At 71.7% G+C, this 13,494-nt stretch carries 15 protein-coding genes; 11 read left to right on the forward strand and 4 right to left on the reverse strand.

From position 1 onward, the window contains the following. Positions 1–18: 18 nt before the first annotated feature. Positions 19–1,149: a quinone-dependent dihydroorotate dehydrogenase gene (locus ABD466_RS04920; RefSeq protein ID WP_344655706.1), complete on the forward strand. Its 1,131-nt coding sequence runs from the start codon at positions 19–21 to the stop codon at positions 1,147–1,149. A 131-nt stretch (positions 1,150–1,280) separates the two neighbouring features. Beyond that, positions 1,281–2,111: an orotidine-5'-phosphate decarboxylase gene (pyrF, locus tag ABD466_RS04925; RefSeq protein ID WP_344655707.1), complete on the forward strand. Its 831-nt coding sequence runs from the start codon at positions 1,281–1,283 to the stop codon at positions 2,109–2,111. On the opposite strand, the gene ABD466_RS04930 is transcribed toward pyrF, so the two are convergent. Next, positions 2,112–2,543: an SRPBCC family protein gene (locus ABD466_RS04930; RefSeq protein ID WP_344655708.1), complete on the reverse strand. Its 432-nt coding sequence runs from the start codon at positions 2,541–2,543 to the stop codon at positions 2,112–2,114. Then, complete coding sequence (locus tag ABD466_RS04935; RefSeq protein WP_344655709.1) at positions 2,536–2,916, reverse strand: MmcQ/YjbR family DNA-binding protein; 381 nt, start codon at positions 2,914–2,916, stop codon at positions 2,536–2,538. Before ABD466_RS04935 ends, ABD466_RS04930 begins: the two co-directional genes overlap by 8 nt. Before the next feature lie 52 nt (positions 2,917–2,968). Here ABD466_RS04935 and ABD466_RS04940 point away from each other — a divergent pair, with 52 nt between their 5' ends. Next, complete coding sequence (locus ABD466_RS04940; protein WP_344655710.1) at positions 2,969–3,622, forward strand: TetR/AcrR family transcriptional regulator; 654 nt, start codon at positions 2,969–2,971, stop codon at positions 3,620–3,622. Between the two features lie 28 nt (positions 3,623–3,650). Here ABD466_RS04940 and ABD466_RS04945 read toward each other — a convergent pair whose 3' ends face one another. Then, positions 3,651–4,142: a cytidine/deoxycytidylate deaminase family protein gene (locus tag ABD466_RS04945; protein WP_344655711.1), complete on the reverse strand. Its 492-nt coding sequence runs from the start codon at positions 4,140–4,142 to the stop codon at positions 3,651–3,653. Between the two features lie 105 nt (positions 4,143–4,247). Here ABD466_RS04945 and ABD466_RS04950 point away from each other — a divergent pair, with 105 nt between their 5' ends. Both ABD466_RS04950 and yidD read left to right on the forward strand, forming a co-directional pair. Next, positions 4,248–4,925 (forward strand): HAD family hydrolase, encoded by a 678-nt coding sequence (locus tag ABD466_RS04950; RefSeq protein WP_344655712.1) that lies wholly within the window; start codon positions 4,248–4,250, stop codon positions 4,923–4,925. A 255-nt stretch (positions 4,926–5,180) separates the two neighbouring features. Next, positions 5,181–5,498, forward strand: coding sequence for a membrane protein insertion efficiency factor YidD (gene yidD, locus ABD466_RS04955; RefSeq protein WP_344655713.1), 318 nt, complete (start codon positions 5,181–5,183; stop codon positions 5,496–5,498). Positions 5,499–5,898: 400 nt separating this feature from the next. Here yidD and ABD466_RS04960 read toward each other — a convergent pair whose 3' ends face one another. Beyond that, positions 5,899–6,846, reverse strand: coding sequence for a RecB family exonuclease (locus ABD466_RS04960; RefSeq protein ID WP_425558534.1), 948 nt, complete (start codon positions 6,844–6,846; stop codon positions 5,899–5,901). Between the two features lie 119 nt (positions 6,847–6,965). Between ABD466_RS04960 and ABD466_RS04965 the strand changes: the two genes are divergently transcribed. From ABD466_RS04965 to ABD466_RS04990, 6 genes are all read left to right on the forward strand, one after another. Beyond that, the gene (locus ABD466_RS04965; protein ID WP_344655714.1) at positions 6,966–8,231 is read left to right on the forward strand and encodes a site-2 protease family protein; all 1,266 of its coding nucleotides are present in this window, start codon (positions 6,966–6,968) and stop codon (positions 8,229–8,231) included. Positions 8,232–8,318: 87 nt separating this feature from the next. Next, a complete protein-coding gene (locus tag ABD466_RS04970; protein ID WP_344655715.1) occupies positions 8,319–9,305 on the forward strand; it encodes a tRNA (adenine-N1)-methyltransferase in 987 nt (328 codons plus the stop codon). A gap of 201 nt (positions 9,306–9,506) precedes the next feature. Continuing rightward, positions 9,507–10,460 carry a carbohydrate ABC transporter permease gene (locus ABD466_RS04975; protein WP_344655716.1) on the forward strand — a complete coding sequence of 318 codons (954 nt, stop codon included), beginning with the start codon at positions 9,507–9,509 and terminating at the stop codon, positions 10,458–10,460. A 40-nt stretch (positions 10,461–10,500) separates the two neighbouring features. Then, on the forward strand, positions 10,501–11,859 hold the full coding sequence (locus tag ABD466_RS04980) for an extracellular solute-binding protein (protein WP_344655717.1): 1,359 nt from the start codon (positions 10,501–10,503) through the stop codon (positions 11,857–11,859). Between the two features lie 7 nt (positions 11,860–11,866). Beyond that, the gene (locus tag ABD466_RS04985) at positions 11,867–12,739 is read left to right on the forward strand and encodes a carbohydrate ABC transporter permease (protein ID WP_344655718.1); all 873 of its coding nucleotides are present in this window, start codon (positions 11,867–11,869) and stop codon (positions 12,737–12,739) included. Next, complete coding sequence (locus tag ABD466_RS04990; protein ID WP_344655719.1) at positions 12,732–13,469, forward strand: HAD family hydrolase; 738 nt, start codon at positions 12,732–12,734, stop codon at positions 13,467–13,469. The genes ABD466_RS04985 and ABD466_RS04990 overlap by 8 nt, the downstream gene beginning before the upstream one ends. Positions 13,470–13,494 lie beyond the last annotated feature (25 nt).

Below are 13,494 nucleotides of genomic sequence, written 5' to 3' on the forward strand. Positions count from 1 at the left end.
CAAGGAAAGGTGCCTGAGGTGCGGATCTACCCGAAGCTGTTCAACCTGGTGTTCCGCCGGATGGATCCGGAGCGGGCGCACCGCCTCGGCTTCGGCGCGATCCGGGCCGTCGGCGCGCTGCCCGCCGGCACCGGGCTGGCGCTGCTGGAGCGTGCGTTCCCGGCCCGGGACGCGGTGCTGAAGCAGACCGTGTTCGGGGTCGAGTTCCCGGCGCCGTTCGGCCTGGCCGCCGGCTTCGACAAGAACGCCGAGGGCATCGACGCCCTGGCCGCCCTCGGGTTCGGCTCGGTGGAGATCGGCACCGTCACCGGGCGGGCCCAGCCCGGCAACGAGCGGCCGCGCCTGGCCCGGCTGATCGCCGACCGCGCGGTCGTCAACCGCATGGGCTTCAACAACGTCGGCGCCGAGGAGGCCGCGCGGCGGCTCAAGCGGCGGGTGGCCAAGCCCGAGCGCTGGGACAAGGTGCCGCCGGTGGTCGGCGTCAACATCGGCAAGACGAAGACGGTGCCGGAGTCCGAGGCCGCCACCGACTACGTCGCCTCGACGAGGCTGCTGGCGCCCTACGCGGACTACCTGGTCGTGAACGTATCCTCGCCGAACACGCCGGGCCTGCGGAACCTGCAGGCCGTGGAGGTGCTGCGGCCGCTGCTGACGGCGGTCCGGTCGGCGGCCGACGCGGCCGTCCCGGGCCGGCACGTGCCGCTGCTGGTCAAGATCGCGCCGGACCTCGCCGACGCCGACGTCGACGCGGTCGCCGACCTGGCGCTGGACCTGGGCCTGGACGGGATCATCGCGACCAACACCACGATCGGCCGCGGCGGGCTGAAGTCCTCCGCGGCGAAGGTCGAGGCGGCCGGCGGCGGCGGGCTGTCCGGCGCACCGCTGAAGGCCCGCTCGCTGGAGGTCCTGAAGCGGCTGCGCGAGCGCACCGACGGCCGCCTGGCCCTGATCTCGGTCGGCGGCGTCGAGACCGTCGCCGACGCCTGGCAGCGCCTGGTCGCCGGGGCCGACCTGGTGCAGGGCTACACGGGGTTCATCTACGAGGGGCCGGCGTGGGCGGCGCGGATCAACCGCGGCATCGCCGAGAAGGTGCGGGCCGGCGGCTACACGAACCTGCGGGACGCCGTGGAGGCGGCCCGGGTTCCCTAGAACCTGAATCGAGACCGATGTATACCGCGGCCGAGGTACATCGAAGCCGAAATACATCGGAATCGAGGTACATAAAAAATCGAGGTACATCGGAGTCGAGGTACATCGAGAACTTAGTGAGGAGCCTTGCCATGGAGACCTTCGGTGCACGCCTGCGAACGGCTCTCGACACCCGCGGCCCCTTGTGCGCGGGCATCGACCCGCACGCCTCGCTGCTGGCGCAGTGGGGCCTCGATGACGACGTCGCGGGCCTGGAGCAGTTCTCGTACACGGTGGTCGAGGCGCTCGCCGACCGGGTGGCGGTGCTGAAGCCGCAGTCCGCGTTCTTCGAGCGCTTCGGCAGCCGGGGGATCGCGGTGCTGGAGCGGGTCGTCGCCGACGCGCGGTCGGCCGGCGCCGTGGTGATCATGGACGCCAAGCGCGGCGACATCGGCTCGACGGTGGCGGCGTACGCGGACGCCTACCTCGACCCGGCCTCGCCGTTGTTCTCCGACGCCCTGACGGCGAGCCCCTACCTCGGCTTCGGCTCGCTGGAGCCGCTGTACGCGCTGGCGGAGAAGAACGGCGCCGGCGTCTTCGTGCTCGGACTGACCTCGAACCCCGAAGGCGCGCAGGTCCAGAGCGCGGTCGGGGCGTCGGGGCGCAGCGTGGCGGAGGAGATGGTCATGGCCGCCGCCGAGCGGAACGCCGGGGCTTCGCCGATGGGCCCGATCGGGGTCGTGGTCGGCGGCACCGTCGCGACCCCGGACTTCGACCTGGGGCGGCTCAACGGTCCCTACCTGGTCCCGGGCATCGGCGCGCAGGGCGCGACGGCGGCCGACGTGCGGCGGATCTTCGGGGCCGGGGCGCGGAACGTGGTGCCGTCGAGCAGCCGGGAGATCCTGCGCGAGGGGCCGTCGGTGGCCGGGCTGCGGAACGCGGCGGCGCGGACCGTCGAAGAACTGGCCGGGATGCTGGACTGATCAAGCACCCTCCAGGATCTTCTTCAGCCGGCGGAGCGACGCGGCGAAGAACAGGCGGGTCAGCGGCCCGGCCACCAGCCATCCCGCGCGTCCGACGGCGCCGAGGGGCAGGTCGACGCGCTCCCACCAGGTGATCCGGCACCGGTTCTCGCCGTTCGGCGCCACCTCGAAGCCGCCGGTGCCGCGGACGACGCGGCCGGTGTGCAGGACCACGCAGCGGTGCGGCGGATCCCACTCGGTGACCGTCATCGTGTCCAGGAAGCCGATCGGCCCGAGGCCGGTCCAGCCCTCCAGGCGCCCGCCGACGGCCTCCGCCGCACCGCTCACCCGGGTCGCGATCATCCACGCGCCCTGCGATTCCCAGTCGGCGATCGCGGCCCAGGCGCGCTCGGCCGGCACGGCGACGTCGGCGTGGACGCGGAGCTCAGGCAAGGCGGGCCGCCAGCGTCTTCGGCGCGACCTTCAGGTAGGCGGCGCGGACGATCTCCTCGACGTCGTCCCAGTCCGGGGCGTTGTCGAGGTTGACTCCGAGCCAGCCGCGGACGCCGACGTAGGGCGGGCGGTAGAAGGTGTCCGGATCCTCCTCGATGCGGAGCTCCTGGACCCCCTCGGCGGCCGGGCACCAGAAGCCCAGGCGCTCGCCGTGGTGGTGGTCGCAGAACATGACGAAGGTCCGCCTGCCGCGGACGAACCAGGTCGGCTCGCCGTGGCTGAGGCGCTCCTCGACCTCGGGGAACGTCATGCAGACGGCGCGCAGGCGCTCCAGCGCGGCGTGCTCCTCATCAGGCGTCATGTCGGGCGTCATGTCCTCATCTTCCTAAGACGGACCGACAAGCGCGATCCGGTACGGTCGCCTCATGAGCACCGACACCCGGACCCGTCTCCTGCAGGGCACGATCGACGCCCTGCGGGCCCAGGGCATCGCCGGGGTGTCGGCCCGCAACATCGCCGCCGCGGCCGGGGTGAACCAGGCGCTGGTGTTCTACCACTTCGGGAGCGTCGACGAACTGCTCGTCGCGGCCTCGCTGTGGTCGACCCGGAAGCAGGTGGAGGAGTACCGCGAGCGGCTTGAGGGGGTCCGGTCGCTGCGGGAGCTGCAGGGCGTGGGCCGGGCGCTGCACGCGCAGGAGCGGGCGGAGGGGAACGTCGCCGTCCTGGGGCAGATGCTGGCCGGGGCGCAGACCAACCCGGTGTTCGCGGCGGCCACCCGCGAAGCGGTGCAGTTGTGGGTCGTGGAGATCGAGCAGGTCCTGATCCGGGTGCTGGCCGACTCGCCGCTGGGCGAGGTGGCGGACGTGCCGGGGCTGGCGCGCGCGGTGTCGGCGTCGTTCATGGGGATGGAGCTGATGGCCGTCGTGGACCCGGACGGGGACGAGGCGGCGTTCCGCGCGATGGACCAGCTCGGGGCTCTGATCGAGTACCTGGACGAGCTCGGGCCGGCCACCCGGCGGGCGGTGCGGGCGGCGGTGCGGCGGTCGGTGCGGAAGAAGGGCGGCGGCGCGGGGGCGTAGCCGCCCTGGGGGTAGGTGCTACCTCGATCTACTGCTCGCGCAGCAGGTGGGCGTTGGCGGCCTGGACCTGCGCCGCGAACTCCGGGAACTCGATCACCTCGATACCGGCCGCCTCCAGCTGCTCGACGCCCTGGCAGTCCTCGACCAGGAGCGACGGCTCGCGCCAGGCGAAGACCACCCGCCGGATGCCGGAGGCGATGATCAGCTGGGTGCAGCTGGCGGGGCGGGAGCGGCGCACGGAGCACGGCTCGAGCGAGGAGTAGATCGTCGCGCCGGGCAGGCGCGGGTGGTCCGGGCCCAGCCTGAGCAGCGCCGACTCCTCGGCGTGGACGGTCTCATCGGTGTCCCGGGACCAGCCGCGGGCCAGCTCGCGGTCATCGGCGTCGACGATGACGGCGCCGACGTTGAACGCGGACGGGGACGGCGGGCAGCGCCAGGCGAGGTCGACGGCGGTGCTGAGCCATTCGCGATCCTCGCCGCGGGTGCGGCCGGCGCGATGGGAGGCGTCGGTGGTGGTCACAAGTCCCAAGATTAGTCGCGCCGCGCCGGTCTTTCTCGGGTTCGGCGCATAGCGGCCCGCGCCATCGTCGATGGCAGTCATTCGCCGATTGGTATCTTGATCGCCATGACCCAGCCTGTGCCCCCGGCCGCCGTCCTGTTCGACATGGACGGCCTGCTCATCGACTCCGAACCCACTTGGTTCCAGGCCGAGGTGGACATGCTCGCCGGCTATGGCCACACCCTGGGCGAGGAACACTACCCGCACGTCCTGGGTAAGCCCCTTGAGGTCTCCACCGCCTACCTGCTGGAGATCACCGGCCACCCGGTCGCCGCCGCCGAGTTCGAGAACGGCATCGAACTCGCCATGATCGAGCGCCTCCGTGACGGCGTCCCCATGATGCCCGGGGCCAAGGAGCTCCTGGTCGCCCTCGAATCCGCCGGCATCCCCCTCGCCCTGGTCTCCGCCTCCTCCCGCCGCATCGTCGACGCCTGTCTCCCGGCCATCGGCGCCGACCACTTCCGCTTCACGGTCTCCGGCGACGACGTCGCGCGCGGCAAGCCCAACCCGGACCCGTACCTGAAGGCGGCGCAGCTGCTGGGCGTCGACCCGGCCGCCTGCGTCGTCCTGGAGGACTCACCCACCGGCACCGCGGCCGGCCACGCGGCCGGCTGCCGCGTGGTCGCCGTCCCGCACGTGGCCGAGGTGGAACCGCGCGAACGGGTGACTATCGTGGACTCGCTCCGACGCGTGAACCTGGCGTTCCTGCGCCGCCTGTTCGACGAGACCGGGGATATCAGATAACTGGCCCCCGGAGGCTGTGCGTCGCGGGGACCTGAGGGGGGAGCTTTCGTGGGCGAGGACTTCGGTACCGGGAATGTGCCGGGGCAAGACCAGGGGGATCAAGAGGGCCGACGGAGACGGAGGCAGCGGAGGCGGCGCGGCGAAGACTGCTGCGACACGCCGCTGTACTGCGGGCCGGACTGGGCACTCGGCTGTGACGGCTGCGGCGACTTCGGCTGCCTCGGGGAATTCGACCCGTGTCTGCTGGCGAGTTTCATGACGCTGATCGGTGCGATGGGCGGCCTGGCAGCGGCTGTGACGGGGACCGGTGCGACGGGTCGGCGGCTCAGGAGCGAGGCGTGGGCGCCGCGTTCGCCGATGGCGGCGGCGCTACACCGAGGCGTGCGGTACTACCAGCTGCGGCTCAGCGCGCGGCGGCCGGGTTATGGGGGCTGCCGGTACACGCCGACGTGCTCGGCGTACGCGGCCGAGTCGCTGCGGCGGCATGGCGCGCTGCGGGGCGCGCGGCTGGCGGTGGGGCGGCTGCGGAGGTGCCGGCCGGGGACGGTCGGCGGGGTGGACTTGGTGCCGTAGAGGGCTGATGCTCGACGGCTCGACGGCTCGACGGCTCGACGGCTCGACGGCTCGACGGCTCGACGGCTCGGCGGCTCGGCGGCTCGGCGGCTCGGCGCCGGAAGCTTTCCGTCGAGCGGTTCGCCTGGGCCATCCGTCGTAACGCTGCCAGCGGCGCGTCGCCGAGCAGGTTGCCCACGACGGCGAGTTCGGCCATCGCGTCCGGGCTGGTCTGCCCGGCGGGACGCGTGCCTGCCGCTGGTGGCCGCCGTCCTGGCGGCGATGCTCGCGGTCGACGCCTGGTTCGTCGTTGTGACGTCCGCGGCCCGGCGTTCGGCCGGGCTCTGGGTCTGGCCGCGGCCGTCGAGCTCCCGCTCGCCGTGGGGTGCGGAATGCTCGCCCTCCGTGGCCAGCGGGTCCTTCAGGCCTCGACGGGCTCGCTGACTTCCGCGGTGCCCACCGCGGCCACCTCCGCAGCGGCCCCCGCCCCCTTCGGGCGCGGCACCGTGTCAGCAGCCTCGATCACCTCGACCCGCGGCAGGATCGGGGGTGTGCCGCCGTACTCGGGGCACAGCGCCTTGTGATCGCACCAGTCGCACAGCCGGGACGGGTTCGCCCGCCACTCGCCCCGCTCGGCGGCCGCGCGGATCGCGGTCCACAGCGCGGCGACCTTGCGCTCGGTGGCGCGCAGGTCCTGCTCGTCGGGGTCGTAGGTGACGATCTGGCTGTCGCCGCCCAGGTACATCAGCTGAAGGCGCCGGGGGACCACCCCGCGGGTCTTCCACAGCACCAGCGCGTAGAACTTCATCTGGAACAGGGCCTTGCCCTCGAACGCCGGCCCCGGTGCGCGTCCCGTCTTGTAGTCGACCACCCGCAGCGCGCCGTCCGGGGCCACGTCCAGGCGGTCGACGAAGCCGCGCAGCAGCAGGCCGTCGCCGATGCGGGTGTGCACGAACAGCTCACGCTCGGCGGGCTCCAGCCGGTTCGGGTCCTCCAGGCGGAAGTAGCGTTCGAGCAGTTCCACCGCGCCGGCCAGCCACGCGTCGTCGCCGCCGGCCTCCTCGGCGAGCGCCTTCAGCTCCGGGTCGCCGGCGACCATGCGCTCCCACTCCGGCGAGAGCATCTGCGACGCGGAGGTCGGCGTGCGGTCGCCGGTGGGCAGGTCGAAGAGGCGTTCCAAGACGGCGTGGACCAGCGTGCCGCGGGTCGCGGCCGCGCTCTTGCGCTCCGGCAGCTTGTCGATGACGCGGAAGCGGAACAGCAGCGGGCAGGTCATGAAATCCGAGGCGCGGGACGGCGAAAGCGCCATCGGCAGCGTCACAGGGTTCGTCGACACAGGGGTCTCAAGAGCGGCGTCCGTCGCGTCCATGGGGCACGACCTTACGCCCCGGTGCCGACACTTCGGTCGAGCGGTGTGTCGCCGGTGTGAGAAGAACCTACCGCGCGGTGAGTGGTCTACTTACTTGGGCTACGCATAGAGTCGATGGTGTGGCGGACGAAGAGGGCAAGCAGAACGACGGCGCGCGGCTGCCCGAAAACACGAAGAGCGAGCCACCGGTAGCCCCCGGGCCCGGGATCCGCCTGGGCCGTCCGTTCGGCATCCCGATCTACGTCTCCCCGTCCTGGTTCGTCATCGCCGCCTTCATCACCGTCCTGCTCGCGCCGCAGCACGGAGACACGTCCGACCCGGCCAACGACTTCGGCAACGAGCTGGGCGCCTGGCGCTACGTCATGTCCCTGGCCTACGCCGTCTTCCTCTACGCCTCCGTCGTGGTCCACGAGCTCGCGCACTCCGCGCTGGCCAAGCGGCTGGGCCTGCCGGTGCGGCGGATCGTCATCCACTTCCTGGGCGGCGTGTCGGAGATCGAGAAGGAGTCCGACGCCCCCGGCAAGGCCTTCTGGATCGCCTTCGTCGGGCCGCTGACCTCCGGAGTCCTGGCCGCCCTGGGCTTCGGCGTGTACCAGCTCATCCCGCACGGCGACACCGTGGGCCTGGGGCAGAAGGTCGCCGCCACCCTGGTCTTCGGCTTCTGGGCCTCGAACCTGCTGGTCGCGCTGTTCAACCTGCTGCCCGGGCTGCCGCTGGACGGCGGCCAGATGCTGCGCGCCACGGTGTGGAAGATGACCGGCAAGGCGATGACCGGGACCACGGCCGCGGCCTGGGCCGGCCGCGGGCTGGCGCTGGCCGTCTTCGTCGTCATGAACCTGGTCTACGTCCGCGACGGGACCATCGACCCGTTCGGGCTGGGCCTGGCGGTGTTCATGGCGATGTTCATCTGGTTCGGCGCCTCCCAGGCGCTGGTGGTGGCCAAGCTGCGGCAGCGCATCCCGGGGCTGTCGGCGCGCGCCATGACCCGCCGCGCGATCAGCGTCGAGGCGCGGGTGCCGCTGGCCGAGGCGCTGCGTCGGGCGCACGAGGTGGACGCCCGCGGCATCGTGCTGGTGGACGGCACCGGGCGCCCGACCGGGCTGATGAACGAGGCGCAGGTGATCGCCACCCCCGAGCAGCGCCGGCCGTGGGTGGAGGCCGGGGACGTGGCGCGGCCGCTGGAGGCCGGGCTCATGGTGGCCGCCGAGCTGACCGGCGAGGCGCTGCTGGACGTGCTGCGCGCGAACCCGGCGCCGGAGTACCTGGTGGTGGAGCCGGACGGGAGCATCGTCGGGGTGCTGGCCGCCTCGGACGTGCAGGCCGCGTTCCTGGGCCGGCCGCCCGGCCCGCCGCCGGCGCCGCGGCGGATGGCGCCCCAGCGCTAGCCAGGCCTCTCCCAGCCCGTCCCCGGGCCCTTTCCAGGCCGTCCGGCGGCGGTCGGGCGGTCATCCCCGCGCCGGTAGGCTGGAGGGATGGACAGCACGCCCACCTCCACCGTTCCGACCGGCGCCGAACACCGCCGCGGCCTGTTCAAGGCCGGAGACCAGGTTCAGCTCACCGACGCCAAGGGCCGGATGAGCACCATCACCCTGCAGGCCGGCAAGCAGTACCACACGCACAAGGGCGCCTTCGACCACGACGAGCTGATCGGCTCGCCGGAGGGCGTGGTGGTCAAGACCTCCGGCGGCAACGAGTACCTGGCGCTGCGGCCGCTGCTGTCGGACTTCGTGCTGTCGATGCCGCGCGGCGCCGCGGTGGTGTACCCGAAGGACGCCGGGCAGATCGTGCAGATGGCCGACATCTTCCCCGGCGCGCGCGTGGTCGAGGCCGGGGTCGGCTCCGGCGCCCTGACCTGCTCGCTGCTGCGGGCGGTCGGGGACAGCGGCATGGTGCACTCCTACGAGCGCCGGGAGGAGTTCGCGGAGATCGCCGCGAAGAACGTCCGGTCCTTCTTCGGCGCGGAGCACCCGGCGTGGCGGCTGACCATCGGCGACCTGGCCGAGAAGCTCGCCGACGAGGAGGTCGACCGTGTCGTGCTGGACATGCTGGCGCCGTGGGACTGCGTGGACGCGGTCGCCAAGGCGCTGGTGCCCGGCGGTGTGATCTGCTGCTATGTCGCCACCACCACTCAGCTGTCGCGCACCGTGGAGACGCTGCGGTCGCACGGCGCGTTCACCGAGCCGCAGCCCTGGGAGTCGATGGTGCGCGGCTGGCACGTCGAGGGTCTGGCCGTGCGACCGGACCACCGGATGATCGGCCACACCGGCTTCCTGGTGACCGCGCGGCGGCTGGCCGACGGCGTCACCCCGCCTGTGCGACGCCGTCGGCCGTCCAAGGGTGCCTACGCGGCGGACTATCTCGCCGAGGGCGCCACGCCCGCCGACGGCACGATGCCGGACCCGGAGTTCAACGAGGACGGCACCGTGACGTCGAGCGTCGCGCGCCGGGTGCTCCCGTAGTCGGACCGGTCGCGCCCGGCGCGGGCCGCCCGCGCACGCGGGTGTGGCCGCGGGGCAGGGCGGAGTTGGACCGGTCCGGCTGGGTTAGGGACTGGCCAACATTCCAGGACATCACAAGATCACGAATATAAGAAGCCTTGTAGCTGACTGTTCACCGAAACGTCGCCGGAGTGTCATCAACGCCCGCGACAGTTTCACCTCGTGACCACCGCGACCCAGGCCTCGCCGGCCGCCGCCGCGCCGACCCGCCCTGCGCGGCGCGGTGCGGCCCGTGACTTCCGCGCCACCCGCTGGGGCTGGGCCTACTCAGCCCCGGCGGTGCTGGTCTTCCTGGCCTTCGTGATCGTCCCGACCGGGTACACGTTCTACGTCTCGCTGTGGAAGTGGAACGCGCTGAACCCGGCGCTGTCGAAGTTCAAGGGCCTGGGCAACTACCGGCGGCTGTGGGAGTCGACGCAGCCGTCCTTCCTCAGCAGCCTGTGGCACTCGCTGTACTTCACCGGTGCCATGGTGCTCGGCGGGACGGCGATCTCGCTGGCGCTGGCCCTGTTGCTCCAGCGTGGCGGCGCCCTCCTGAACGGCACCCGGGTGGCGGTGTTCCTGCCGCACGCCACCCCGGTGATCGCGACCTCGATGATCTGGACCTGGATCTTCAACTACAAGTTCGGTCTGGCTGACTGGGTCCTGCACAGCCTGCATCTGCCGACGTCGCAGTGGCTTCAGTCCTCGTCCTCGGCGATGCCCGCGGTCGTGATCTACAGCCTGTGGCACGAAGTCGGCTTCACCACCGTGGTGTTCCTCGGCGGCCTGGCCATGCTGTCGGACGAGCTGTCCGAGGCGGCCCGGGTCGACGGCTGCTCGGCCTGGCAGGAGTTCTGGCACGTGACCTGGCACCAGCTCAAGCCGGTCACGGTGTTCGTCGTCGCGATCACCGCGATCACCAGCCTGCAGGCGTTCACGCAGTTCTACCAGCTGGCCGCCGGCGGTCCGGCCTACGCCACCACCACCCTGAGCTATCTGGTCTACGAAGAAGCCTTCGTCTTCAGCGACACCGGTTACGGCGCGGCGCTGGCCGTGGTCCTGTTCGCCATCACCGTCTTCTTCACCCTCGTCCGCCGGCGCACCGCCACGGGCGAGTCCCACGCTCTCGTCTGATCCCCACCACCCACCTCCACACCGGGAGACCCGAAAAACCATGCGTAAGCGCATCTCCGCAGCCGCGGGCCTGGCCGCCCTCGCCCTGACCGCGACGGCCTGCGCCGGCGGCGGCACCTCGACGCCGAAGTCCGACACGTCCAATGGCGGTGCGGCCGCCGGCGGCAAGACCAGCGGCTCCGGCACCGAGCTCGCCGTCCCCACCGGCCCGGTCACCATCACCTTCGAGGAGGCGATGACGATCGGCACCCTGAAGCCGGCGATGGACAAGCTGGTCGCGGACTTCCAGGCGAAGTACCCGAACATCACGGTCAAGCTCCAGGGCGAGCCGGACTACGCCACGATGTACACCAAGGAGAAGGCCGAGGTGCAGGCCGGGAACGCCCCGACCATCGGCCAGGCGTACGAGAGCTGGGCCTCCTACTTCCAGGGCTCCGGGGTGCTGACCCCGATCAGCGAGCTGGCCGGCACCGACACGCCGGCCTCGATGTCCACGTTCTACAAGGGCATCCAGGAGGACATGAAGCTGCCGGACGGCAAGACCTGGATGTGGCCGTTCAACAAGAGCGTGCTGATCCTGTTCTACAACGCCGACCTGATGGCCAAGGACGGCCAGAGCGAGCCCAAGACCTGGGACGACTACGCCGGCGTCATGAAGGCGGTCTCCAAGGACGGCGTCACCGGCTCCACCATCGACCCGGGCTCGGCCACCGCCGCCGCCTTCGGCACCCAGTGGTTCGAGATCCTCGCCAAGGCCAACGGCGCGACGCTGTACGACAAGGACGGCACCCCGCACCTCAGCGACGCCGGGGTGGTCAAGGCCCTGCAGTACATGAAGGACCTGAAGGACGCCAACGCGCTGGCCACCGGCAAGAACTACCCCGGCGAGACCGCCCTGGGCGCCCAGAAGGGCATGTTCGACATCTCCTCGGCGGCCGGCTACGGCTTCGAGAACAAGACCGTCGGCGGCAAGTTCAAGCTGGGCATCACCGCCCTGCCCTCCGGTCCGGCCGGCGCCGCCAACGAGCTCACCGGCACCAACATCGTGGTCTTCAAGTCGGCCAGCGCCGAGCAGAAGGCCGCCGCCTGGGCGTTCCTGAAGTTCATCACCAGCCCCGAGGAGCAGGCCGGCTGGGCCGCCACCTCCGGCTACCTGCCGGTGACCGGCCAGGCGCTGGACCAGCCGGCGCTGAAGGACTTCATCGCGAAGAACCCGTACGAGACCGCCGCCGTCTCCGAGCTGGACACCGCGTTCGCGCTGCCCGGCTTCTCGTGGATCTTCAAGTGCCAGGGCTACGAGGCCACCGCGATCCAGGAGGCGCTGGAGAACGGCAAGCAGCCCGCCGACGCGCTGAACACCGCGCAGTCCGCGTGCGCGGCCGCGAAGGCGCAGGGGTGACGCGGGGGTGAGCAAGCCCTCCGCCTCCCGCGGCATGGCGGGCGCCAGCCGCGCCGGGCGTTACGCCCGGCGCGCGCTGGCCGTCCTCATAGGTGTCGCGTTCGTCTTCCCGTTCTACTGGACGGTCGTCATCTCCCTGGGGCACCCCGGCGAGTTCAGCAACTTCCCGCCGGTGCTGGTCCCGCACTGGGACTGGTCGAACTGGTCCCGCGCGTGGCACTCGGCCCCGTGGCTGCGCCTGTTCGGCAACACGGTTTTGATCGCCTCGTGCACGGTCGTGCTCTGCCTGATCACCTCGCTGCTGGCCGGTTTCGCCTTCGGCGTGCTGCGCTTCCCGGGTCGCAAGCTCCTGACGCTGGTCGTGCTCTCGGTGCTGATGATGCCCGGCACGGTTCTGATCATCCCGGACTATGTGCTGGCCAACGACCTGCACTTGCTGAACACCTACTGGATCCAGATCATCCCGTGGGGCGCCAGCGTGTTCGGGATCTTCCTGGTCCGCCAGTTCTTCCTGACCATGCCCGCGGAGATCCTGGACGCCGCGGCGCTGGACGGAGCCTCGCGGCTGCGGTTCCTGCGCTCGATCGGCATCCCGATGGTGCGTCCGGCGCTGGTCATCATCGCCATCAACGTCTTCCTGGGCTCCTGGAACTCGTTCCTGTGGCCGGTGATCATGACGAACACCAACATGGAGTCCGGCGACACCGTGCAGCCGATCGAGGTGGGGCTGTCCACCTTCGCGAACGCCGAGGGCACGGACTTCCCGGGCCTGGCCGCCGCGGTCACCTTCACCACGCTGCCGGTCATGGTGTTCTTCCTGCTGCTCCAGCGGCAGTTCATCCGGGGCGCGCTGTCGGCCGCCGGGGGTGTGCGTGGCTGAGCAGACCTTTCCCCCCTGCAAGCCGCTGCTGGTGGTGGACTTCGACGGGACCGTCTACCGCGACGACGCGCCGGTCCGGTTCTACGCCGAGCACGCCGCCGCGACCCTGCCGGCGGCGGCCCGCGCCCGGATGCTGGACCGGTTCGAGGCCTACCTCGCCGAGGGCGTGGCGGCCGCCGCGGGGGCCGCCGACGAGACCGAGGCGGCCGTGCTGAGCAGCTCGGTCGACGCCTGGGGCGCCGCGGCCGGCCTGGGGGCGCTGCACGGTGTCGACGGTGCGGCGCTGGAGACGGCTTTCCTGGCCAGCCGGAAGTTCATGCTGACCGCGGAGTGCGCCGTCACCGCGATCCCGGCGCTCGTCGAGGCCTTCGAGGAGCTGCGGGGGCCGGTGCGGATCGTGCTGGCCACCAACAGTCCGGCCGAGGGCCTGGCGCCGCTGCTGGACCGGCTCGGGGTCACCGGCCTGTTCGACGAGGTGCGCCCCGGCTCCAACAAGCCCGACGGGCTGCGGCGCTGGATCTCCTGGCAGGTGGCGGCCCGGCCGCCCGGCGAGCTGTTCTCGCTCGGCGACCACTACTTCAACGAGATCGAGCCCGCGATGGCGGTCGGCGCGCGCGCCGGCTACATCGACCGGTTCGGGCGCGCGGACGGGCCCGCGACGGTGACCGCCGAGGCGGTCGAGGACGTCCTGCCCGGGATCTTCGCGTGGGTGCGCACGGTCGGTTCCTAGTGCGCACCGTCATTTCATAGGAAGA

The organism is Catenulispora subtropica (genome assembly GCF_039531675.1).
In the GTDB taxonomy this organism is placed as follows: Bacteria; Actinomycetota; Actinomycetes; order Streptomycetales; family Catenulisporaceae; genus Catenulispora; species Catenulispora subtropica.

Bases quoted from the DNA above. Each gene is read 5' to 3' on its own strand.
- yidD (WP_344655713.1), top strand. From the start codon at position 5,181: ATGACGCTGATCGGTGCGATGGGCGGCCTGGCAGCGGCTGTGACGGGG.
- ABD466_RS04950 (WP_344655712.1), top strand. From the start codon at position 4,248: ATGACCCAGCCTGTGCCCCCGGCCGCCGTCCTGTTCGACATGGACGGC.
- ABD466_RS04960 (WP_425558534.1), bottom strand. From the start codon at position 6,846: ATGGACGCGACGGACGCCGCTCTTGAGACCCCTGTGTCGACGAACCCT.
- ABD466_RS04980 (WP_344655717.1), top strand. From the start codon at position 10,501: ATGCGTAAGCGCATCTCCGCAGCCGCGGGCCTGGCCGCCCTCGCCCTG.
- ABD466_RS04940 (WP_344655710.1), top strand. From the start codon at position 2,969: ATGAGCACCGACACCCGGACCCGTCTCCTGCAGGGCACGATCGACGCC.
- ABD466_RS04935 (WP_344655709.1), bottom strand. From the start codon at position 2,916: ATGACGCCCGACATGACGCCTGATGAGGAGCACGCCGCGCTGGAGCGC.
- ABD466_RS04970 (WP_344655715.1), top strand. From the start codon at position 8,319: ATGGACAGCACGCCCACCTCCACCGTTCCGACCGGCGCCGAACACCGC.
- pyrF (WP_344655707.1), top strand. From the start codon at position 1,281: ATGGAGACCTTCGGTGCACGCCTGCGAACGGCTCTCGACACCCGCGGC.